Raw genomic sequence first — 21,463 nt, forward strand, 5'->3', positions numbered from 1 at the left:
AGTGGACGGTACCGACGCCCCCGCAGTGGTCGGCAGCCGGGTGACCAGGGACGTCGGCGGTGGCCGTACAGGGGTGGGCGGCGGGGCCGGCCTTACAGGCCGAGCAGCGTACGGGCCTCGGCGGTGGTCAGCGGCGGACGCTGGGCGAGCTGGGCGAAACCGACCGCCCGGGCGACCAGCTGCATGTTGGACTCGACCGGCTGGCCCTTGGCGTAGGTGACCGTGTCCTCCATGCCGACCCGCAGGTGGCCGCCGGCCGAGAGCGAGGCCAGCAGCACCGGGATCGTGCTGCGCCCGATGCCGGTGGCCGAGAACGTGGTGCCCTCCGGCAGGTCACGCAGCGCCTGGTGGGCGGCGACCAGCGCCTGGGTGGTGCCCGGCATGCCGCCCGGCACGCCCATCACGAAGTCGACGTGCACGTGGCCGCCGTGCGGCAGCCCGTACTTGCCGAGCAGCCGCTGCAGGGCGGTGAGGTGGCCCAGGTCGAAGATCTCGTACTCGGGGACGATGCCGCGCTCCTGCATCCGGGTGTGCAGGTCGACGATGAACTCCCACCGGTTGAGGAAGACGTCGTCGCCGAAGTTGAGCGTGCCCATGGTGCAGGAGGCCATGTCCGGCGCGGCGTCGAGCACGGCGAGCCGGGCGGACTCCGGATCGGTCACCGCGCCGCCGGAGGAGAGCTGCACGATCAGGTCGGTGTTCTCCCGCAGCGCCGCCACGGTGTCCCGCAGCCGGCCCTGGTCCAGCGTCGGCCGCGCCTCGTCGTCGCGGATGTGGACGTGGATCACGGCGGCGCCGAGCGCCTCGCACTCCTTGGCGGTCAGCAGCAGCTCGTCGAGGGTCACCGGCAGCGCCGGCACCTCCGCCTTGGCCGACTCCGCGCCGGTGGGGGCAACCGTGATCAACGTCCCTGTGCTCATGCCAGGATCCTAGCCGCCCCGGCCGGCTCCGGTCGACGGCCGGAGCCGGCAATGACGGAAGAATGGCGGGACCGCGCCTAGCGGGAAGGAAGACTTCCTGCAATGTGAGCGCGGACCCGGCACCCTTACTCCCGGTCGATCGCCGCGGCGGTCTCCCCCACCAGCAGGCGGGCGTCGTCGGCGACGTTGCGCTTGACCACGGCGAGGGCGACCTGCCCCAGCTCGTAGTGGTGCACGGCGGTGCCGACGAAGCCGACCGCCCGGCCGTCCAGGGTCACCGGCGTGCCGGCGGCCGGCGGCTGGTCGGTGGTCACCCCGTCCAGGTGCAGCAGTACCAGCCGGCGCGGCGGCTTGCCCAGGTTGTGCACCCGGGCCACCGTCTCCTGCCCCCGGTAGCAGCCCTTGTTCAGGTGCACCGCCGGGGCGATCAGACCCACCTCGGCGGGGATGGTCCGGTGGTCGGTGTCCACCCCGACCCGGGGCAGCCGGGCGGCCGCCCGCACCGCCTCGTACGCCCACAGCCCGGCCACCGGCACCCCGTTGCCGCGCAGCTCGGCCACGACCTGGTCCATGGCGGGCCGGGGCACCAGCAGGTCCACGCCGAGCCGGCCCCGGCGGGCCCAGCCGCCGACGGGCAGCGGCCGCACGTCGTACACGACGGTGGGCCGGGACGGCAGCTCGTCGGAGCGGAACTTCGGACCCGGCACCGCGACCACGTCGGGGTCGGCCAGCCCGGTGACGCCGAGCGCCGCGACGGCCGTGACCGCCTCCGGACCGACCAGCGAGAGCAGCGCATGGTCGGCGGTCGCGTCGCGCGGCTCGACCCGGCTGAAGAACCGCATCTTCTCCAGGTACGACAGCAGCCCCTCGGTGGCGCCCGGCTCGGTGTCGAGCCAGGTGGTCTCGCCGTCCTCGGCGACCATCGCGTGCTGCTCCACGTGCCCGTGCGGGCTGAGCACCAGCAGCTCGGTGCCCTGCCAGGGCTGCAGGGCGTTGAGGTGCTGGCTGGTCAGCGTGTGCAGCCAGCCGATCCGCTCCTCGCCGGGTACCGCGACCACCCCGCGGTGCGACCGGTCGACCAGGCCGACCCCGGTGGCCAGGGTGCGCTGCTCGCGCATCGGGTCCCCGTAGTGCGCGGCGACGCCCCGGACCCCGGCGGCGCGGTGCGCCGGCTCCGGCTGGTCGCGACTGGCCTCGTCGATGGCCTCGACGGCCACCGCTCCCGCGATGTCGATCATTTCGGTTCCCCGTCCTCGCAGTGGCCGCAGACGCCGAAGAGCGCCACGTGCCCGATGTCGACCCGGAACCCGCGCTCGGCCACGAGCTGGTCGGCGAGGGGACGGAGCAGCTCGGGATCCATCTCGTCGATCGCCCCGCACTCGCGGCAGACCAGGTGGACGTGCTGGTGCTCGCCCGCCGCGTGGTAGGTCGGCGACCCGTGCGACAGGTGGGTGTGGGTCACCAGCCCGAGCCGCTCCAGCAGCTCCAGGGTCCGGTAGATGGTGGTGATGTTGACGCCCGCGGCGACCTCCCGGACCGCCGTGTGCACCTGCTCCGGCGTGGCGTGCCCCAGGTCCAGCACGGCCTGGAGCACCAGCTGCCGCTGCGCCGTCAGCCGCAGCCCACGGGAGCGGAGCATTTCCGCGAGGGAGGATTCGGACACCGTCCGATCATAGTTCGGCGCCGGCGGGTCGTTCCGGCGCGGAAAGCTCCAGGCTCGCCGGGATGGCCCGGAAGGCGCGCGCGACCCGCTCGACGAGGGTCGGCAGCCCGCCCTGCCCGCCGCCGTGCACCCAGGCCCGGGCCGCCAGGCGCCAGGCGGTGGTGGTGACCTCGGCGAGGACCTGCGGCCGGAGGTCCCCGGGCGGCAGCGCGAGCTTGCCGGCCAGCCGGTCGGCGATCCGCTGCTCGACCTCGGCGCGGTAGTGGGCGGCGTAGGCCAGCAGGGCGGGCGAGGTCAGCACGAGCCGCCGGGTGGCGACGTAGCGGTCCGCCCAGTCCGCCCCGAGCCCGGTCACCACCTCGCCCAGCAGGTCGCTCAGCTCGGTGAGCACGAGGCCGGACAGGGCGCGCCGCTCCAGGGCGGCCAGGTAGGCCGACCAGAGCTCCGCCTCCGCCTCGATGGCGGCGGCCTCCTTGGCCGGGAAGATCCGGAAGAAGCTGCTGCGGGACACCTCCACCGCGTCGACCAGCTCCTCCACCGTGGTGGCCTCGAAGCCCCGCTCGGTGAACATGCGCAGCGCGGCGTCGGCGAGCGCGCGCCGGGTCCGCAGCTTCTTGCGCTCCCGCAGCGGCAGGGCCCGGTCGGACGTCGAGGAGTTGGCGGTCATGGCCGCAATCTAGCCGCATCCCGACCGGAAGGAGACCTGACATCCTTAGGGATCTGTTGCCAAATGAGACTCCGTCTCAATATGCTCGGAGTGCCGAAAGCATGGAGCGAACGAAGGAGCGACCGATGTCGACCACTCCCACCCTCAACGGCCAGGTCGTCGGCCTGGCCCACTACGCCACCCGCGCGGTCCTCGAAGGCGAGCTGGCCCCGACCGGAACGTCCTTCCCGCAGGCGCTGGCCCTCAACGCCGTTGCCAACGCCGGCGGGACGCTCGACCGGTCCCGGCTGGTCGACCGGATGACCAGCGCCCTGAAGGTCGACGCGGCGGCGGTGCTCGCGACGATCGCCGAGTTGGCCGAGGCCGGCCTGGTACGGGTGCTACCGGCCGACGAAGCCCGGGTGGACCTGACCGACGCCGGCCGGGCCCGGCAGCGGCGGGTCGCCGAGATCAGCGCCGGCATCGCCGGCCGGGTGTACGCGGACATTCCCGCAGCCGACCTGGCCGTCACCGCCCGCGTGCTGACCCTGGTCACCGAGCGGGCCAACGCCGAACTGGCCGCCGCGCGGGGCTGACCCGGGCAGGCGAGCGCGACCGGGGGCCCCGGCCACTGTCTAGGCTCGACGGCCATGGAGGCAACCAGGGTCGCCGTGCTCGGCCGGGGCGTCGTACCCGGTGGGGAGCCGGTGCTGCGCGGCGACGACCTCGGCGTGCTGCACGGCGACGGCCTCTTCGAGACGATGCACCTGCGGGGCGGGCGGCCCTGGCTGCGCGCGGCGCACCTGGCCCGGCTGCGGGCCGGCGCCGCCGCCGTGGAGCTGGCGCTGCCCGCCGAGGACGCCCTGGTCGAACTTCTGGAGAGGGTGGCCGCCGGCTGGCCGGCGGAGGTGGAGGGCGCGCTCCGGCTGGTCTGCACCCGGGGCCCGGAGGGCGGCGGCCCGGCGACCGTCTACGCCACGCTGGGCGAGGTCCCGCCGTCCGCCCGACGGGCCCGACGGGACGGTGTCGGCGTGGCCACCCTGCCCCTCGGGGTGGCCGCGGCGGCCCGGCCGGAGCTGGGCTGGCTCCCCACCGGCGTCAAGTCCACCTCGTACGCGGTGAGCAGCGCCGCCCGGCGCTGGGCCGCCCGCAACGGCGTGGACGACGTGCTCTGGACCTCCACGGACGGGTACGTGCTGGAGGGGCCGAGCGCGAACGTGGTGTGGCTGGAGGGCGGTACGCTCTGCACCGTCCCGGCCGCCGCGACGGGCATCCTCCCCGGCGCCACCTGCGCCTGGCTGCTCGCCCATGCGGGGGAGCTGGGCTTCGCCGCCGCCGAGCGGATGGCCACGCCGCGGCGGCTGGCCGAGGCCGATGGCGTCTGGTTCACCTCGTCGGTGCGCGGCCTGGCGGAGTTCCGCAGCCTCGACGCCACGCGCCTCCGCCGCTCCCCGCACACTCCGGCCCTCCAGGCCCTGCTGGCCCACCCCGTCCCCTGACCCTGTCCGGGTCCAGGGTGGGCGTGCCGGGGGGTGGGTCAGCCGGCCACGCGGATGAGGCGGGCGGAGAGGTGCGGCGAGAGGGGGTGGCCCATGCCGGCCATCTCCTGGGCGTAGAGCAGCGCGCCCTCGACGATGCCGAAGAGTCGGGCGCCGGCGGTGACCTCCTTGGCGGTGGAGGTCCGCACGACCGCGTCGGTGGCGAACTCGATCTGGGTGCCGGTGCGCTTGCCGATGTAGAGCTCCATGATCCCGGTGGGGCTCATCATCAACGCCTCCAGCTCGTCGGTGGCCCGGTCGCCGCTGAGCACCGGACGCCACCAGCCGACCTCACGCCCGGCGGGGCGCACCGGGCGGCTCTGCTCGTCGAGGATCCACGCCCGCGACTCGTAGAGCAGGAACGGTCGGCCGTCGTGGCTGATCCGGATCTCCTGGGCGAAGTCGAAGTCCTCGATGGTGGGGAAACCACCGCGGCCGCGACCCCGCCACACCCCGACGTACGGCAGCAGGCCGTCGAGGGCCGGGTGCAGCTTCGGCCCGACCCGCAGGTCGTGGCTCTCCTCGTACGGGTACTCCTCGACCGGCGGCGCGTTCAGCCACGGCGGCTGCAGCGGGTTCTCGTCCGACGGGTTCGCGCTCACCGGTTACCAACGTCCTCTCGAAATGCGTACGGCAAGGTAGACCAGGCCACCGGCGAGCGCGCCGAGGCCCGCGACCAGCAGGCTGACGAACCCGATCTCGGTAACCATCATGGTCATCCTATGCTGGGCGTCATGGCCCGCACTCTCGTCGTCAAGGCCACCGCCGGGGCGGACGCGCCGGAACGGTGCGCCCAGGCCTTCACGGTCGCCGCCACCGCCGCCGCAGCCGGAGTGGAGGTGTCGCTCTGGCTGACCGGCGAGTCGACCTGGTTCGCCCTGCCCGGTCGGGCGGAGCAGTTCGAGCTGCCGCACTCCGCGCCGCTGGCGGAGCTGCTGCACGTCATCCTCACCACCGGGCGGATCACCGCCTGCACCCAGTGCGCCGCCCGCCGGGACATCGGCCCCGGCGACGTGCTGCCCGGCGTACGCATCGCGGGCGCGGCCGTCTTCGTCGAGGAGGCGATGGCCGAGGGGGCCCAGGCGCTGGTCTACTGACCTCCCCCGATTTTCCTGTCCGATCTGCGTGGAGTGCCGATACTGTCCCGACTTGTCGGTCGGCTGCCTACCATTCGGATGTGAACGAGGCGATTGAGGACTTCTTCGCATCGCTGCCGGCGCGCGCCCCGGCGGTGCTGCGTACCCCGACCAGCGGGACGATCCAGATCGACCTCACCACCGACAACCGGACCGACCACTGGCTGGTCCAGATGAGCCCCGGGGAGATCATCGTCAACCGGGCCCGCGGTCCCGCGGACGCGATCTGGCACAGCAGCGCCGACCTCTTCGAGCGCCTGGTCACCGGCCGGGCACAGGGCATCTCCGCCGTGCTGCGCAACGAGACCACGTTCAGTGGCAACGTCCTGCTCTTCCTCGTCTTCCGCCGGTTCTTCCCCGACCCGCCCGGCGCCCGGGACCCCCGGGAGACCGCCCGCGAGGAGCTGGGAGGGTCGGGATGAGGCAGCTGGTCAGCATTCTCGACGGCAACACCTTCATCGTCTGCGACCGCCGTGGCGACATCGAGCCGTCGTTCGACTTCCCCACCGGCCTCTTCTCGTTCGACACCCGCTTCCTCTCCACCTGGCTGCTCACCCTCGACGGGGAGCGGTTGCACGCCCTGTCGGTCGACGACTCGCACTCCTACCGGACCCGGTACTTCCTCGTCCCGGGCGAGCCGACCCACTACCTCGACGCCAAGGTGTCGGTGATCCGGGACCGATCCATCGACGACGGCCTGGGCGAGAGACTCACCGTGCTCAACCACTCCGACAAGGAGATGCGCTTCAACGTCCGGCTGGAGATGGGTTCCGACTTCGCCGACCTGTTCGAGATCAAGCACCAGCGGCGCAAGGCCGGCCGGGTCAGCGCCCGCGTCGGTGAGAACGAGTTGCGGTTGACCTACCGGCGGGAGGCGTTCCACCGGGAAGCTGTGATCACCAGCAGCTCACCCGCCGAGGTGGACCCGGGCGGGATGACCTGGGCCATCCTCGTCGGTCCGCACGCGGAGTGGACGACCCGGCTGCACGCGGGGACCGTGATCTACGGCGCCCGGGGCCAGGACTTCCGGGTGAGCACCCCGCTGGTCGGCAGCCGCAGCCCCGCCGCGATCCGCGCCGAGCAGGAGGAGCTGATCCGCAAGGCGCCCAAACTCGGCTGCGACTACGAGCCGCTGGCCACGGCGTACCGGCAGAGCCTCAACGACCTGGCCTCGCTGCGCTACGAGTCGATCACCCTCGGCGTTCGTCTGGTGGCGGCGGGCCTGCCCTGGTTCATGACCCTCTTCGGCCGGGACAGCATCCTCACCTCGTTCCAGGTGCTGCCGTTCCTGCCCGAGCTGATCCCGCCGACCATCCTGATGCTGGCCGGCCTGCAGGGTCATCGGCTGGACGACTTCCGCGACGAGGAGCCGGGCAAGATCCTGCATGAGCTGCGCTACGGCGAGACGGCCGGCTTCGAGGAGCAGCCGCACTCGCCCTACTACGGCTCCGCCGACTCCACCCCGCTCTTCCTGATCCTGCTCGACGAGTACGAGCGGTGGACCGGCGACGCCGACCTGGTGCGGAAGCTGGAGTTCCCGGCCCGGGCGGCGTTGGCCTGGATCGACAGCTACGGCGACCTGCTCGGCACGGGCTACCTCTGGTACCGCACCCGCAACCTGGACACCGGCCTGGCGAACCAGTGCTGGAAGGACTCGTGGGACTCGATCTCCTACGCGGACGGCCGGCTGCCGGGCTTCCCCCGGGCCACCTGCGAGCTCCAGGGCTACGCGTACGACGCGAAGCTGCGCGGCGCCCGGATGGCCCGGCAGTTCTGGAACGACCCCGCCTACGCCGAGCGGCTGGAACGCGAGGCCGCCGCCCTCAAGGAGCGCTTCAACCGGGACTTCTGGATCGCGAAGGATGAATACTTCGCGCTCGCCCTCGACCCCGAGGGGCGGCACGTCGACGCCCTCTCCTCCAACATGGGGCACCTGCTGTGGAGCGGCATCGTGGAGGAGTCCCGGGCCGAACGGATCGCCCGCCACCTGCTCGGCCCCCGGCTCTTCTCCGGCTGGGGAGTGCGCACGCTCGCCACCGACCAGGGTCGCTACAACCCGGTCGGCTACCACGTGGGCACGGTCTGGCCGTTCGACAACGCCTTCATCGCCTGGGGCCTCGCCCGGTACGGGTTCCGGGAGGAGGCCGGGCGGATCTGCGAGGGCATGCTCAGCGCCTCCCGCTACTTCCACGGACGGCTCCCGGAGGCGTTCGCCGGGTACGAGCGCGAGGTCACGGAGTATCCGGTGCAGTACCCGACGGCATGCAGTCCGCAGGCCTGGTCGGCGGGGACGCCCCTGCTGCTGCTGCGGGTGATGCTCGGGCTGGAGCCGCAGGGCGAGCACCTGATCATCGACCCGGCGGTGCCGGAGGGTCTGGGCCGGATGGAGCTGCTGGACATCCCCGGCCGGTGGGGGAAGGTCGACGCACTCGGCCGCAGCCGCACGGAGCAGGACCACGATCCGGTCACCTGACCGCAGCCCGTCGAGCCCGGGAGGGACCGGCAGCCCACGCAGGTCGTGCCGCGCGGGATCAGCAGCCGGTGGAGGCGGAGACCCGCACCTGCTGGCCGGTCGCGTCGGCCAGGACGACGGCGGTGCCGCGCCGGTAGGCGTACACCTCCGGGCTGTCGACCACCGCGCCGCCGGCGGCCAGCGGTTTCAGCCCCGCCAGCGACGCCGGCGCGGAACCGGCGGCGACCCAGGCGGTCCGGGCGAGCCCACCGCCGGGGCAGGGCGCGACGACCTGTTCCGAGGTGCCCGCCGGGCGGCCGAGCGCGCGCAGCGCCTCGTCCAGGGCCGGCTCGCCGGCGTAGCCGGGAAGGAGTGTCGCGTATGCCACGTCGTCCGGGCGGCAGCCGGTGTCCACGGTCAGCCGGACCCGGCCGGGGGTGACCACCCGGCCGTGCACCGCGACGAACTCACCGGCGTCGGCCCGCAGCCGGGGACCGTCGGAGCCGAGGTGGACGCCGGCGCGCCAGTCCGCCGGGAGCCGCCCGGCGACCGCCTCCAGCAGTGCCCGTTCCCCGCCCTCGGCCACCACCACGTCCAGGTCCCGGGCCAGCGACGCGCCGTCGTCCATCGGGGTGACCCGACAGCCCCGGTCGAACCGCGGCGCGGCCAGCTGCCAGGCCCCGTCGCCGGTGGCGGCGACGAGGCGGCCGACCGCCCGGTCGACCACCGGTACGGCCTCGGCGAGGGTGCGCTGCTCGCGCACAGTCGGCGGGTCGTGCCGCACCGACCACCAGGTCAGCGCGCCCAGCAGCACCGCCCAGAGCACGGTCACCGCCAGCAACCAGCGCGGCCACCCTCGGGTGGGCGCCGGCTCTCCAGGACCACTCGGCGGGGCCCACCCCGCCTGGACAGCACCGCTCACCCGCCCATCGTGTCACGCGCCCGCCGTCGGGCCGGCCGCCCCCTGCGGCGGAAGCCGGGCGACGACCGGGGCCGGTCACCCCGGGTGGGGTGACCGGCCCCGGGCCGATCAGAGCATGGGTCAGGCGACGGTCACGGAGACCTCGTTGATGCCCCGTCCGGCGGTCACGGCGGTGTCGCCGTTGCCGTGCCGGGACAGCGCCCGCAGCGTCCAGCTGCCCGGCGCGGCGAAGAACCGGAACTGCCCGGCCGGGGAGGTGACCACCTCGGCAATGAACTCACCGGTCGAGTCGAGCAGCCGGACGTACGCGCCCGGCACGGTCTCGCCCGCGTCGGAGCGGACCACACCGGTGATGACGGTTTCCTTCTCCAGGTCCAGGCTGGCCGGCAGCGGCGCGGCCTGGTCGGGAGCGGCGCAACCCGCGGCGGTGGGTGCAGTCATCTCAGGCCTCCCCAGGCTCGTCGCCGAGCGCCACCGGCACGCCGACCAGCGAGCCGTACTCGGTCCAGGATCCGTCGTAGTTCTTCACGTTGCGGTGGCCGAGCAGCTCCTGGAGCACGAACCAGGTGTGCGAGGAGCGCTCACCGATCCGGCAGTAGGCGATGGTCTCCTTGCCGTCGTCCAGCCCGGCGTCGGCGTAGATCCGGCGCAGCTCGTCGTCGGACTTGAAGGTGCCGTCCTCGTTGGCCGCCTTCGACCACGGCACGCTGATCGCGGTGGGCACGTGGCCGGCCCGCTGCGCCTGCTCCTGCGGCAGGTGGGCGGGGGCGAGCAGCCGGCCGGCGTACTCGTCGGGGCTGCGCACGTCGACCAGGTTCTTGGTGCCGATGGCGTCGACCACCTCGTCGCGGAAGGCGCGGATCGAGGCGTCCGGCTCCTGCGCGACGTACTGCGTCCGGGGGCGGGTCACCGGGTCGGCGACCAGCGGGCGGGCGTCCAGCTCCCACTTCTTGCGGCCGCCGTCGAGCAGCTTGACGTCGCGGTGGCCGTAGAGCTTGAAGTACCAGTAGGCGTACGCGGCGAACCAGTTGTTGTTGCCGCCGTACAGGATCACGGTGTCGTCGTTGGCGATGCCCCGCTCGGAGAGCAGCGCCTCGAACTGGGTCTTGTTGACGAAGTCCCGGCGGACCGGGTCCTGCAGGTCGGTCCGCCAGTCCAGCTTGATCGCGCCGGCGATGTGGCCGGTGTCGTACGCCGAGGTGTCCTCGTCGACCTCGACGAAGACGACGCCCGGGGCGTCGATGTTCTTCTCGGCCCACTCGGCCGAGACGAGTGCGGTGTCGCGACTCATCGAATCACTCCCTGGTGAGGATGGATGGTGAGCCTGCGCGGGATCGAAATCGGTGATTGTCGCACCACGCGCGGGACCCATAGAGGAACGGATCACGGGTTCGTGCGACGGCGCCGCTGCCGGGCGTGCGGTGGGAAGAGCACCGGAGGGTGGAGAGACCCCTGAAGCCGGTTGGCCGCTAGGCGGCCGGAGACAGCCCCGCCGTCAGATGACGGAGCGACACAGGCAGGTGGCCACGCGGCACAGGTCGACCGCGCGCCGTTTGGTGAGGTGCGTCCCCATGAGCAGGGAGCCTAGCAGCCGTCCCGGAGAGCGCCACCGGTCCGACCAGCATGCGGGACACGACGCGGGACACGGCGACGGCCCGGCCGGGCGGCCGGGCCGTCGTGCGGTGGCCCGGTCAGCGGGCCGAGTTGATCGGTACGTTCGCCGCGTCGGCGGTCACCACCAGGCCCTCCGGCCTGGGCTCGACCTTGCGGACGTTGAGCTGGAACGGCAGCTCGGGCAGGGGCACGTCGATCGAGATGCCCTTGGCGTAGTTGCTCAGCAGCGTCCGGGCCAGCGGCACCGCCGGCAGCCCTTCGGCGGTCAGGTCGTTGAAGCGCAGCGCGACCTTGTTGCCCTCGGCCACGGTCACGTCGGCGGTGCCGGTGACGGTGAGCTTCTGCCCGAGGATGTCCACCGGGGCGGTCACGGCGAGCTTGCCGTTCTGCTCGCCGAGCTTCAGACCGGGGCGGTCCAGCAGGGCGGCCAGGCTGTCGTAGGTGACGGTGCCGGTGCCGTCGACCTTCTCGGCGACCACGTCGCCGCTGCCCGAACGGAGGGTGTCCAGCGAGGCCCGGACGTTCCGGGCGTCCACGTCCAACCGGGGCACGCTCACCGCGTTGCCCTCGACCGAACCCCGCACGTCGGTCAGCACGATGGAGATCCGCTCGTAGCGGCCGTCGAGCACCTGGGTCAGGAACGGGAAACCGCCGACGTCGACCTTGGGCGGGGCGGACTGGGCGTCCTGCTTGGCGACCTCCTGCTTCACCTGGTCGGCGATGGCGCGCTCGGCCACCCCGGCCGCCACCCGGTCGGCCACGACCAGCAGCCCGACCAGGAGCAGCAGGAGGACGACCAGCGTGACCAGCACCTTGCGCCCCCGTCGCCGGGGACGCTCCTCGTACGCGGGGTACGCCTCTGCCACGCCGCCTCCTCGTCCGTCGCCGTCGCTGTCCCGCGACGGTCGTGTCCACCGCGCCACCGGCGCGGGCGCACCGTTGGTACCCGAGCGGCGTGACGCCCAACCGTAGGTCAGAGGAACAGCACGCACATGGCGTACGCGGCCGGCGCGGCGAGCGCGAACCCGCCGAGCGGACCCTGCATGTGCCGGGCGATCCACAGCGTCGGCGGCTCGCCGGCCATCAGGCGGCCCGCCTCGGCGTACCCGACGGCGAGGTCGGCCAGCACGGCGGTGGCGGCGGTGACCAGGCCGATCAGCGCGGCGCTGGTCGGGGTGAAGCCGACCAGGTAGCTGCCGAGCACCGCGCTGGTCAGGGTGCCGATCATCGCCCCGGCCACCACGCCGGCCGCGCCCCGCGGCACCTGCGGGGCGAGCCGGGGCCAGGGCAGCACGGCGTCGGTGAGCCGGGCGACGGTCAGCGCGACCCCGGTGGCGGCCAGGCAGACGGTGATCGCCTGGGTGCCGGCCGGGATCCGGCTGAGCGTGATCAGGGTGGCGAACGCGACCACCCCGACCACGATGAGCAGGGTGGTGCCGAGCGAGTCGGTGACCCGGATCCGGTCCACCCGGCGGACGAGCTGCCCCAGCACGCCGAGCAGGAATCCGCCCGCCGCGACGTATCCGAGCGGCGCGAGGGCGGCGATGTCCGACTGCACCGCGGCGACGTCCGCCGCGCCGGCGACGGCGGCGCTGACCACCGCGACCAGCAGCAGGGCGGGCGGGCGCATGGCCATCGTCCAGGCCAGGACGAAGAGCAGCTGCACGCCGAAGACGATGAAGGCGAACGGCAGCCGGTGCCCGGGCCCGGAGGTCTGCGCGCCGAGCACCAGACCCACCCCGAGCAGCGCGGCGAAGCCCGCGACGGTCAGCGACAGTGGCTTGTGTACGTCGACCGGCTCGACGACCTCCGCCTCCGGCTCCGGCGCCTCGTCGTCCGGCCGGCGGGGCGCGCCACCCTTGCGGGCCCGGCGCGGCCCGCGCTCCCGCCGCGGCTCACCGCCGTCGGTCGGCCCGGTACGCGGACCGGGCGGGAGGCCACGGGCGGGGCCGGCCGGCCCCGAACGGGCATCGGCGGGCCACGGGTCACGGCCGGTCTCGGGCGAGGTGGAGGGAAACACGCCCCGATCGTGCCAGACCAGGTGGCTCCGGCGGAGGTCACGGTTTCGGCAACGTTAAAACCTGCGGCGCGATCGTGGGCACAACGGACAAACAGGAAAGGACGAGCGGGGCTCACCTGGGCCATCGGTTACGCTCAAGCCGTTACCCGCCCGTCAGCGACGCCGGGACCCACGCAGTTCACAGCGCCACGCCCGCCGGGCTGCCGCTGGTCGCGCGCGGCTTCGCCGCCGCCGGACGGAGGTGATCGTGTGGAGATCCTGTTGCTGGTGACCGCGCGCGCAGGTGAACCATCGGCAGTGCTGCCGGCGCTCGACCTGCTGCCGCATTCGGTCCGCACCGCACCCCGTGACGTCCGCACCCTGGTCGCCGGCCCGAGCCCGGACGCGGTGCTGGTGGACGCGCGGTCCGAGCTGAGCGAGGCGCGGGCGACCTGCCGGATGCTGCACGCCACCGGCCTCGGCGTGCCGCTGGTGGCGGTGGTGACCGAGGCGGGGCTGATCGCGTTGAACGCCGACTGGGGCGTGGACGACGTCATCCTGGCCAGCGCCGGCCCGGCCGAGGTGGAGGCCCGGTTGCGCCTCGCGGTCGGCCGGCTCAGCAACGCCACCGCCGGCTCCGGCGGCTCGATCCGGGCCGGCGAGCTGAACATCGACCCGGACACCTACGCGGCCAAGCTCAAGGGCCGGCCGCTCGACCTCACCTACAAGGAGTTCGAGCTGCTGAAGTTCCTGGCCCAGCACCCGGGCCGGGTCTTCACCCGGGACCAGCTGCTCCGCGAGGTCTGGGGGTACGACTATTTCGGCGGCACCCGGACGGTGGACGTGCACGTCCGGCGGCTGCGGGCCAAGCTCGGCTCGGAGTACGAGTCGATGATCGGCACGGTCCGCCAGGTGGGCTACAAGTTCGTGGTCCCGCCGTCGCGGTCGCTGCCGGAAGCAGAGCACACCCCGCGGCCGGTCCGGGCGGAGCAGGCCTGATCACCGGTCACGATCGGGCCCCATCGCCGGCTTGAGCCGGATCGTCGCGGTTCCACCCATCCGGAGCACTGTTTCCGATCTGCCCTTTTTGCCCCTCTTGTCGGCCCTATTCTCAGGGCGAGTTGGCGGCGAGAGGGGCGATGGTGCGGGCACTGACCACGGGGGCGACGAGGGGACCGACCCACGGTCCACACCGGCGGTGGCACTGATGGGCCCCCGGAGCACCGGCCGCGCTGTGGGCGTCGTCGTCCTCGTGCTGGCCGCCCTGCTCGGCTCGGCGTACGTGCTCGGCCGGAGCCTGTTCCCCGACCAGCCCCGGTCCCGAGCCGGCGTCGCGGCCAGCGTCCACGACACCGAGTACGGCGACCAGTCGGCCGGGTCCGACACCCCCGGGGACGCCCCGTCGGGCCGCGCCGAGGCCGGCCAGGAGCCCGCCGCCCCTCGCGCGACCGAGAACCCGGACGAGGGCCCGTTCGGCACCCGGGTGACCACCGGCTCCCCCGAGGTGGCGCTCACCTTCGACGACGGGCCAAACCCGCAGTACACCCCGCAGGTGCTGGAGATCCTCCGCCAGTTCCACGTCCGAGCCACCTTCTGCGTGGTCGGCGAGAACGCGCAGGCCCACCCGGACCTGATCCGGGCGATCGTGGCCGACGGGCACACCCTGTGCAACCACACCTGGCAGCACGACGTGCAGCTGGGCCAGCGCTCCCCCGCCACGATCCGGGCCGACCTGCTGCGGACCAACCAGGCGATCCACGACGCGGTGCCCCACGCCCCCATCGCCTGGTACCGGCAGCCCGGCGGCGCCTGGACGTACCCGGTGGTGTCGGTCGCCCAGGAGCTGGGGATGACCTCGCTGCACTGGAACGTGGACCCGTCGGACTGGGAGGTGCCCGGCGCCGCCCGGATCGCCACCCAGGTCACCCGGGGCGTCGGGCCCGGTTCGATCGTGCTGTTGCACGACGCCGGCGGGGACCGGCAGGGGACGGTCGACGCGCTGCGTCACATCCTGCCCGACCTGACCAGCCGCTTCCGCCTGGAGGCACTGCCGGTCGACGGCACCACCTGAGCCCTCGTGCCGATGGGGCTACGGTGACGGGGTGAGCAGCGCGGAACCGACGACCGACCGGGTGGCCCGGGCCGACCGACTCGCCCCGGCCGAGGTGGCCGAGGCCCTGGCGCTGGCCCGCCTCGCCGGCGACGCCGACGGCGCGGACCCGTTCGACGAGCACACGCTGCTGCGGCTGCGGGACCCGGAGGCGCCGGCCGTGCACCTGACCGCCCGCGCCACCGACGGCACCCTGACCGGGTACGCCCACGTGGACACCTCCGACCCGGCGGCCGGCGTCGGCGCGGAGCTGGCGGTACATCCGGCGTACCGGCGGCGCGGCACCGGCCGGGCGCTGGCCCGGGGCGTGCTGGCGGCGGCGTCCGGGCCGGTGCGGGCCTGGGCGCACGGGGACCACCCCTCCGCCGCGGCGCTCGCCGTCGACCTGGGCTTCACCCGCGCCCGGGTGCTCTGGCAGCTGCGCCGCTCGCTGGCCGCCGCGCTGCCCGCGCCCCGGCTGCCGGACGGCGTCGTGCTGCGCGCCTTCCGCCCCGGCACGGACGACGAGGCCTGGCTGGCGCTGAACACCCGCGCCTTCGCCGCGCACCCGGAGCAGGGCCGGTGGACCCCGGCCGACCTGCGCGCCCGGCTGGCCGAACCGTGGTTCGACCCGGCCGGCTTCCTGCTCGCCGTCGAGGAGGCCAGCGGCCGACTGCTCGGCTTCCACTGGACCAAGGTGCACGAACGTCCCGGCTCGGCCCGGATCGGCGAGGTCTACGTGCTCGGGGTGGACCCGGCGGCGCACGGCGGCGGGCTCGGCCGGGCGCTGACCACCGCCGGCCTGGCCCACCTGCGGGACGCGCGCGGGCTGGACCGGGTGATGCTCTACGTCGACGAGTCGAACACCAGCGCGGTGGCGCTCTACGAGCGGATCGGTTTCGCCCGCTGGTGCGGGCACGTCAACTACCAGCTGGGCTGAGCCGGCGTGCGCGGCGGTCGGGTGGCAGCCGGCCTCGGCGCGCTGCTCCTGGTCGCGGGGTGCGGTGACCCGGCCCGGCCCGACGGCGGGCCGGTGCCCGCCCGGCTGTGCGTACCCGGCACGCTCGACGCCCAGGGCTCGTCCGCCCAGCGCAACGCGATGGACCTGTGGCGCGACGACTACCAGCGCTCCTGCCCCGGCGCCACGGTCAACTACGACCCGTCCGGCTCGGGGACGGGCATCCGGGCCTTCCTCGGCGGCACGATCGACCTGGTGGGGACGGACTCCCCGTTGAAGGCGATGGAGCAGGCCCAGGCGGACGCGCGCTGCTCGGGCGGCAGGGCGGTGAGCCTGCCGATGGTCGTCGGGCCGGTCGCGGTGGCGTACCGCCTGGGCGGCGTGCCCGAGCTGCGGCTGAGCCCGGCCACCCTGGCGAAGGTCTTCGGTGGCGCCATCCGGCGCTGGGACGATCCGGCGATCCGGGCCGACAACCCGGGTGTCGCGCTGCCGCCCACCCGGGTCCGCGCCGTGCACCGGCAGGACTCCTCCGGCACCACGGAGACCTTCACCGGCTACCTCACCGCGAGCGCCGGGCCGGACTGGCCCTTCGGCTCCGGGCGGGACTGGCGGGCGCCGGACGGCACCGGCGCGGCCGGCTCGGAGCGGGTGGCGAGCGCGGTCGACCGCACCGAGGGGGCGATCGGCTACCTGGAACTCTCGTACGCCCGGCCGCGGGGGTTGCCGGTCGCCGCGGTACGCACCGGCGCGGACCGGTTCGTCGTACCCTCCGGCGAGGCGGCGGTACGCAGCGTCCAGGTGCCACCCAGCGGCCTGGCGGTGCGGGTGGACCCCACCCTGACGGACCCGGCCGCGTACCCGATCGTGCTGATCACCTCGGAGATCGTCTGCGACCGGGGGCGGTCCGCCGACAAGACGGCACTGGTGAAGGGCTTCCTCGGCTACGCCGCCAGCGAGGAGGGGCAGCGGTCGATCGCCCGGCAGGGCTACGGGGCGCTGCCGGAGGAGTTGCGGATCCGGGTGCGGGCGGCGGTCGACGGCCTCGGTTGAGGGCCGTCCGGGCGGTCACCGCGCGGTAACGGCGCCGCATCGGCGGGATAACAGCCGTCCCGGCAAGTCGGATAAATAGCGATAGCAGGCCGGCAGTTCACCTATCGGACAACCATCCCTCAGGCCGTGGCCACCCCGTCGGCCGCGCTTGTTCATCTCCCGTTCACTTCTGACCGGCGAACCGTCTACCTGGCCCTCCTAACTTTCGTGTCAGCCGGTCAGCGCCGGCGCCCGGGCCCCTTCCGGGCGACCTGACCAAAGACGTGAAGGGAAACCCCTCAGGTGAAGCTCCAGCGGCACGGCACCATCGCCTGCCTCGCTCTTACCGCGGTGCTCGGTCTCAGTGCATGCGGCTCGGACAACAACGAGCCGGCCGGCACGTCCGCCTCGGGTTCCGCCAGTGCGGCGGACTGCGCCAAGGGCACGCTGAACGCGCAGGGCTCCTCCGCGCAGAAGAACGCCATGGCCGAGTGGATCAAGGCGTACCAGCAGAAGTGCGCCGGTACGACGATCAACTACGAGCCGACCGGCTCGGGCGCCGGCATCCAGGCCTTCATCGCCGGCACCGCCGACTTCGCCGGCTCCGACTCCGCCCTGAAGGAGGAGGAGAAGCCGCAGGCCGACGCCAAGTGCGCGGGCGGCCAGGCGCTCAACCTCCCGATGGTGATCGGCCCGGTCGCGGTCGTCTACAACGTCGAGGGCGTGGACAACCTCCAGCTCAGCCCGACCACGCTCGCGAAGGTCTTCGCCGGCAAGGTCACCAAGTGGGACGACGCGGCCATCAAGGCCGACAACCCGACCGCGAAGCTGCCGGCCACCGCGATCCAGACGGTGCACCGCTCCGACGAGTCCGGCACCACCGACAACTTCACCAAGTACCTCTCCAAGACCGCCACCGCGGACTGGACCTTCGGCAACGCCAAGGCCTGGAAGGCCCCGGGCGGCGTCGGCGCCGCGAAGTCGGACGGTGTGGCCAGCAAGGTCAAGAGCACCGCCGGCACGATCAGCTACGTCGAGTGGTCGTACGCCGAGAACTCGAGCCTCAAGAAGGCCAAGATCCAGAACGGCGCCGGCGAGTTCACCGAGCTGACCGCCGACTCGGCCGGCAAGACCATCGCCGGGGCCAAGATCGAGGGCCAGGGCGACGACCTGAAGATGTCGATCGACTACAACACCAAGGAGGCCGGGGCCTACCCGATCGTCCTGGTGACCTACGAGATCGTCTGCAGCAAGGGCCTCGCGGCCGACAAGCTTCCGCTGGTCAAGGGCCTGCTCGGCCACGCCGCCAGCGCGGAGGGCCAGGCCGACCTGGTCGAGCTGGGCTACGCCCCGCTGCCCGACTCGGTCCGCACCAAGGTCGAGGCCGCGGTCAAGAACCTCAGCTGACCTACCCCGAGCGACACCACCTCTCAATTCGAAGCGAGCGAGCAGATGGGTGAAACCCCTCACCGCTCGGCACACGCCGGCACCGGCGGCACGAGCGTGACCTCAGGTCACGACCGTCCCGCCGGTGCCTCGGCGCGGGTGGCCGAGACCTCCGTCAGCGACGGCCGGATTCCGGGCGGCGACGGGCTGGGCGGCGGCGGCGCGCTGCCCCGGGCCCGGGCCTTCGGCGCCGAACGGGCGTTCCGCGGCCTGACCCTGGCCGCCGGAACCGCCGTGCTGGTCGTCATCGCGGCCATCGCGATCTTCCTGATCGCCAAGGCCGTTCCCGCGTTGCAGGCCAACACCGAGAACTTCTGGACCTTCGAGGGCTGGTTCCCCAACGAGAACCCACCGAAGTTCGGCATCGGCGCGCTCGCCTTCGGCACCGTGCTCACCGCGCTGCTGGCACTGCTCATGGCGGTGCCGGTGGCGCTGGGCATCGCCCTCTACCTCTCCCACTACGCCCCGCGCCGGCTGGGCAACGGCCTCGGGTTCCTGATCGACCTGCTGGCCGCCGTGCCGAGTGTGGTCTTCGGGCTCTGGGGCCGGGACTACTTCGTCGGGCCGATCTCGGACCTGTCGGCGTGGCTGAACAAGTACTTCAGCTGGCTCCCGATCTTCGGCGGCGACGGACCGTTCGGGAACTCGATCCTGCTCGGGTCGGTGGTGCTGGCGATCATGGTGCTGCCGATCATCACCTCGCTCTCCCGGGAGGTCTTCCTCCAGACCCCGACCGCCAACGAGGAGGCCGCCCTCGCGCTGGGCGCCACCCGCTGGGAGATGCTGCGCACCGCGGTGCTGCCGTACGGGCGGCCCGGCATCATCGCCGCCGTCATGCTCGGCCTCGGCCGGGCGCTCGGCGAGACCATCGCGCTGGCGCTGACCCTCGGCTCCACCTACGCCATCTCGTTCAACATCCTGGAGAGCGGCGGCAACACCATCGCGGCGAACATCGCCAACCGGTTCGCCGAGGCGAACGACACCGGCCGGGGCGCGCTGATCGCCTCCGGCCTGGTTCTCTTCGCCATCACCCTGATCGTCAACATCACCGCCCGGGCGATCATCTACCGCCGTCGCGAGTTCACGGAGTCGGCCGCATGACCACCACCCTCACCTCACACCGCCCCCGCCCGCCGGCGCAGCCGGTGACCCTGCGGGCCCGGCGCCTGCCCGCGTACGCCGCCCCCGCGATCGCGGTGGCGGCCCTGCTGCTCGCCGCCGGGATCGTCTACGGCGCCGGTCTCGGCGGCCCGGTCCTGGTCGTCGTCGTCGGCGCGCTGCTCTACCTGACCGGCCTCTTCGCCGCCGCCAACGCGGTCGAGGGTCGCCGGTCGGCCCGCAACCGCACCTGGAGCGCGCTGATCCACTCCGCCTTCGTGCTGGCCGTACTGCCCCTGGCCTCGGTGGTCTGGACGCTGTTCAGCAAGGGCACGGAACGCCTCGACGGCGACTTCTTCGGCACCTCGATGAACAACATCGGGGCCCGGGACGCCAACGGCGGCGCCTACCACGCCATCGTCGGCACGCTGGAGCAGGTCGGCATCGCCACCCTGATCACCGTCCCGCTCGGGGTGCTCTGCGCGATCTACGTGGTCGAGTACGGGCGGGGCCGGTTCGCCTTCGCGATCCGGTTCTTCGTCGACGTGATGACCGGCATCCCGTCGATCGTCACCGGCCTCTTCGTGCTGGCCTTCTGGGTGCTGATCGTCTCGCCGTGGTTCAACGACGGCCGGCCCGGCTTCTCCGGCTTCGCCGCCGCGCTGGCGCTCAGCGTGCTGATGCTGCCGACCGTGGTCCGCTCCACCGAGGAGATGCTGCGTCTCGTCCCGGCGCCGCTGCGCGAGGGCGCGTACGCCCTCGGCGTGCCGAAGTGGAAGACCATCCTGCGGGTCGTGGTGCCAACGGCGCTGCCGGGCATCGTCACCGGCATCATGCTCGCCATCGCGCGGGCTGCCGGCGAGACCGCCCCGGTGCTGCTCGTCGCCGGCGGCGGCGCGGCGATCAACTTCAACCCGTTCGAGAACAACCAGTCGTCGCTGGCCCTCTTCGTCTACCAGCAGGCCGGCGAGGCCTCGAAGTACTCGCCGGCGCGGGCGTGGACCGCGGCGTTGACCCTGGTCGTCCTCGTACTCGTCCTCACCATCGCGGCGAAGTTGCTGGCCCGTCGCAACCGGCTCGCCCGATGATCCCCGGAGGTACCGCCACCATGGCCAAGCGCATCGACGCCACCAACGTCACCGCCTACTACGGCGGGTTCAAGGCGATCGAGAACATCAACCTGACCGTCGAGCCCAAGACGGTGACCGCCCTGATCGGCCCGTCCGGCTGCGGCAAGTCCACCTTCCTGCGCTCGATCAACCGGATGCACGAGGTGCTCCCCGGCGCCCGGGTCGAGGGCAGCCTGACCATCGACGGTCAGGACATCTACGACCGGGACGTGGACGTCACCGCGGTGCGCCGCATGATCGGCATGGTCTTCCAGCGGCCCAACCCGTTCCCGACCATGAGCATCTTCGAGAACGTGGTGGCCGGGCTGCGCCTCAACGGCGTCCGCCGCAAGTCGATTCTGGACGAGGCCGCCGAGAAGGCGCTGCGCTCGGCCAACCTGTGGGACGAGGTGAAGGACCGGCTGGGCAAGCCGGGCGCCGGCCTCTCCGGCGGTCAGCAGCAGCGGCTCTGCATCGCCCGCACGATCGCGGTCGAGCCGCAGGTGGTGCTGATGGACGAGCCCTGCTCGGCGCTGGACCCGATCTCCACGCTGGCCATCGAGGACCTGATGTTCCAGCTCAAGGACAAGTTCACCATCATCATCGTCACGCACAACATGCAGCAGGCCGCCCGGGTGTCGGACCGGACCGCCTTCTTCTCGATCGAGAAGACCGGCGACCCGGGCCGGCTGATCGAGTACGACAACACGCAGAAGATCTTCAGCAACCCGAGCGTGAAGAAGACCGAGGACTACATCACCGGCCGCTTCGGCTGAGCCGCTGGATCCCGGTCCGCGAGGGGCGTCGGTCGCACTGACCGGCGCCCCTCGGCGTGTCGGGGTGT

At 73.0% G+C, this 21,463-nt stretch carries 25 protein-coding genes; 13 read left to right on the forward strand and 12 right to left on the reverse strand.

Features of this window, described 5'->3' with window-relative positions; all coding sequences use genetic code 11:
* Positions 1-92 precede the first annotated feature (92 nt).
* From V6U89_RS13740 to V6U89_RS13755, 4 genes are all read right to left on the reverse strand, one after another.
* Positions 93-920: a 3-keto-5-aminohexanoate cleavage protein gene (locus tag V6U89_RS13740; protein WP_334571359.1), complete on the reverse strand. Its 828-nt coding sequence runs from the start codon at positions 918-920 to the stop codon at positions 93-95.
* Positions 921-1,045: 125 nt separating this feature from the next.
* Positions 1,046-2,158 (reverse strand): CAF17-like 4Fe-4S cluster assembly/insertion protein YgfZ, encoded by a 1,113-nt coding sequence (ygfZ, locus tag V6U89_RS13745; protein WP_334571360.1) that lies wholly within the window; start codon positions 2,156-2,158, stop codon positions 1,046-1,048.
* Positions 2,155-2,559, reverse strand: a complete 405-nt coding sequence (locus V6U89_RS13750; RefSeq protein WP_088960086.1) for a Fur family transcriptional regulator — start codon at positions 2,557-2,559, stop codon at positions 2,155-2,157. Before V6U89_RS13750 ends, ygfZ begins: the two co-directional genes overlap by 4 nt.
* A 31-nt stretch (positions 2,560-2,590) precedes the next feature.
* The gene (locus V6U89_RS13755) at positions 2,591-3,250 is read right to left on the reverse strand and encodes a TetR family transcriptional regulator (protein ID WP_334571361.1); all 660 of its coding nucleotides are present in this window, start codon (positions 3,248-3,250) and stop codon (positions 2,591-2,593) included.
* Positions 3,251-3,375: 125 nt separating this feature from the next.
* Between V6U89_RS13755 and V6U89_RS13760 the strand changes: the two genes are divergently transcribed.
* Positions 3,376-3,825 (forward strand): hypothetical protein, encoded by a 450-nt coding sequence (locus V6U89_RS13760; RefSeq protein ID WP_334571362.1) that lies wholly within the window; start codon positions 3,376-3,378, stop codon positions 3,823-3,825.
* Between the two features lie 54 nt (positions 3,826-3,879).
* A complete protein-coding gene (locus V6U89_RS13765; RefSeq protein WP_334571363.1) occupies positions 3,880-4,728 on the forward strand; it encodes an aminotransferase class IV in 849 nt (282 codons plus the stop codon).
* A 38-nt stretch (positions 4,729-4,766) separates the two neighbouring features.
* Here V6U89_RS13765 and V6U89_RS13770 read toward each other — a convergent pair whose 3' ends face one another.
* Together V6U89_RS13770 and mtfM are read right to left on the reverse strand one after the other, a co-directional pair.
* Positions 4,767-5,369 (reverse strand): FABP family protein, encoded by a 603-nt coding sequence (locus V6U89_RS13770; RefSeq protein ID WP_334571364.1) that lies wholly within the window; start codon positions 5,367-5,369, stop codon positions 4,767-4,769.
* 3 nt (positions 5,370-5,372) lie between these two features.
* Positions 5,373-5,477: a small membrane protein MtfM gene (mtfM, locus tag V6U89_RS13775; RefSeq protein ID WP_267897534.1), complete on the reverse strand. Its 105-nt coding sequence runs from the start codon at positions 5,475-5,477 to the stop codon at positions 5,373-5,375.
* Positions 5,478-5,489: 12 nt separating this feature from the next.
* Here mtfM and V6U89_RS13780 point away from each other — a divergent pair, with 12 nt between their 5' ends.
* The 3 genes from V6U89_RS13780 to V6U89_RS13790 all read left to right on the forward strand — a co-directional run bounded on the left by V6U89_RS13780 (position 5,490) and on the right by V6U89_RS13790 (position 8,376).
* Positions 5,490-5,864 (forward strand): DsrE family protein, encoded by a 375-nt coding sequence (locus V6U89_RS13780; RefSeq protein WP_334571365.1) that lies wholly within the window; start codon positions 5,490-5,492, stop codon positions 5,862-5,864.
* An 80-nt stretch (positions 5,865-5,944) separates the two neighbouring features.
* Positions 5,945-6,325 carry an SCP2 sterol-binding domain-containing protein gene (locus V6U89_RS13785; RefSeq protein WP_334571366.1) on the forward strand — a complete coding sequence of 127 codons (381 nt, stop codon included), beginning with the start codon at positions 5,945-5,947 and terminating at the stop codon, positions 6,323-6,325.
* The gene (locus V6U89_RS13790) at positions 6,322-8,376 is read left to right on the forward strand and encodes an amylo-alpha-1,6-glucosidase (RefSeq protein WP_334571367.1); all 2,055 of its coding nucleotides are present in this window, start codon (positions 6,322-6,324) and stop codon (positions 8,374-8,376) included. The genes V6U89_RS13785 and V6U89_RS13790 overlap by 4 nt, the downstream gene beginning before the upstream one ends.
* Before the next feature lie 58 nt (positions 8,377-8,434).
* Here the strand turns inward: V6U89_RS13790 and V6U89_RS13795 are convergent, their stop codons facing one another.
* From V6U89_RS13795 to V6U89_RS13820, 6 genes are all read right to left on the reverse strand, one after another.
* Positions 8,435-9,277 carry a hypothetical protein gene (locus tag V6U89_RS13795; protein WP_442933916.1) on the reverse strand — a complete coding sequence of 281 codons (843 nt, stop codon included), beginning with the start codon at positions 9,275-9,277 and terminating at the stop codon, positions 8,435-8,437.
* Positions 9,278-9,397: 120 nt separating this feature from the next.
* The gene (locus tag V6U89_RS13800) at positions 9,398-9,718 is read right to left on the reverse strand and encodes a DUF1416 domain-containing protein (RefSeq protein WP_334571369.1); all 321 of its coding nucleotides are present in this window, start codon (positions 9,716-9,718) and stop codon (positions 9,398-9,400) included.
* Position 9,719: 1 nt separating this feature from the next.
* Positions 9,720-10,568 (reverse strand): sulfurtransferase, encoded by an 849-nt coding sequence (locus V6U89_RS13805; RefSeq protein WP_088960076.1) that lies wholly within the window; start codon positions 10,566-10,568, stop codon positions 9,720-9,722.
* 204 nt (positions 10,569-10,772) lie between these two features.
* Positions 10,773-10,850, reverse strand: a complete 78-nt coding sequence (locus tag V6U89_RS13810) for an Ms5788A family Cys-rich leader peptide (RefSeq protein ID WP_323135737.1) — start codon at positions 10,848-10,850, stop codon at positions 10,773-10,775.
* A 118-nt stretch (positions 10,851-10,968) separates the two neighbouring features.
* On the reverse strand, positions 10,969-11,757 hold the full coding sequence (locus tag V6U89_RS13815) for an LmeA family phospholipid-binding protein (protein WP_280839473.1): 789 nt from the start codon (positions 11,755-11,757) through the stop codon (positions 10,969-10,971).
* Positions 11,758-11,864: 107 nt separating this feature from the next.
* On the reverse strand, positions 11,865-12,911 hold the full coding sequence (locus V6U89_RS13820; RefSeq protein WP_334571370.1) for a hypothetical protein: 1,047 nt from the start codon (positions 12,909-12,911) through the stop codon (positions 11,865-11,867).
* Positions 12,912-13,160: 249 nt separating this feature from the next.
* Between V6U89_RS13820 and V6U89_RS13825 the strand changes: the two genes are divergently transcribed.
* From V6U89_RS13825 to pstB, 8 genes are all read left to right on the forward strand, one after another.
* A complete protein-coding gene (locus V6U89_RS13825; protein WP_334571372.1) occupies positions 13,161-13,889 on the forward strand; it encodes a winged helix-turn-helix transcriptional regulator in 729 nt (242 codons plus the stop codon).
* Between the two features lie 208 nt (positions 13,890-14,097).
* Positions 14,098-14,961 carry a polysaccharide deacetylase family protein gene (locus V6U89_RS13830; protein WP_334571373.1) on the forward strand — a complete coding sequence of 288 codons (864 nt, stop codon included), beginning with the start codon at positions 14,098-14,100 and terminating at the stop codon, positions 14,959-14,961.
* A gap of 31 nt (positions 14,962-14,992) precedes the next feature.
* Positions 14,993-15,919, forward strand: a complete 927-nt coding sequence (gene mshD / locus V6U89_RS13835; RefSeq protein WP_334571375.1) for a mycothiol synthase — start codon at positions 14,993-14,995, stop codon at positions 15,917-15,919.
* A gap of 21 nt (positions 15,920-15,940) precedes the next feature.
* Positions 15,941-16,987 carry a phosphate ABC transporter substrate-binding protein PstS gene (gene pstS, locus V6U89_RS13840; RefSeq protein ID WP_334571377.1) on the forward strand — a complete coding sequence of 349 codons (1,047 nt, stop codon included), beginning with the start codon at positions 15,941-15,943 and terminating at the stop codon, positions 16,985-16,987.
* A gap of 282 nt (positions 16,988-17,269) precedes the next feature.
* Positions 17,270-18,373, forward strand: coding sequence for a phosphate ABC transporter substrate-binding protein PstS (pstS, locus tag V6U89_RS13845; RefSeq protein WP_334571378.1), 1,104 nt, complete (start codon positions 17,270-17,272; stop codon positions 18,371-18,373).
* A 45-nt stretch (positions 18,374-18,418) separates the two neighbouring features.
* On the forward strand, positions 18,419-19,513 hold the full coding sequence (gene pstC / locus V6U89_RS13850; RefSeq protein ID WP_334571379.1) for a phosphate ABC transporter permease subunit PstC: 1,095 nt from the start codon (positions 18,419-18,421) through the stop codon (positions 19,511-19,513).
* Entirely contained in the window at positions 19,510-20,598 is a 1,089-nt protein-coding gene (gene pstA, locus V6U89_RS13855) for a phosphate ABC transporter permease PstA (protein ID WP_334571381.1), read from the forward strand. Before pstC ends, pstA begins: the two co-directional genes overlap by 4 nt.
* Positions 20,599-20,618: 20 nt before the next feature.
* The gene (gene pstB, locus V6U89_RS13860; protein WP_088960067.1) at positions 20,619-21,395 is read left to right on the forward strand and encodes a phosphate ABC transporter ATP-binding protein PstB; all 777 of its coding nucleotides are present in this window, start codon (positions 20,619-20,621) and stop codon (positions 21,393-21,395) included.
* The last annotated feature ends 68 nt before the right edge of the window (positions 21,396-21,463 follow it).

Origin of the sequence: Micromonospora sp. CPCC 206171, from assembly GCF_036906755.1 — a bacterium.
Lineage (GTDB): Bacteria > Actinomycetota > Actinomycetes > Mycobacteriales > Micromonosporaceae > Micromonospora > Micromonospora purpureochromogenes.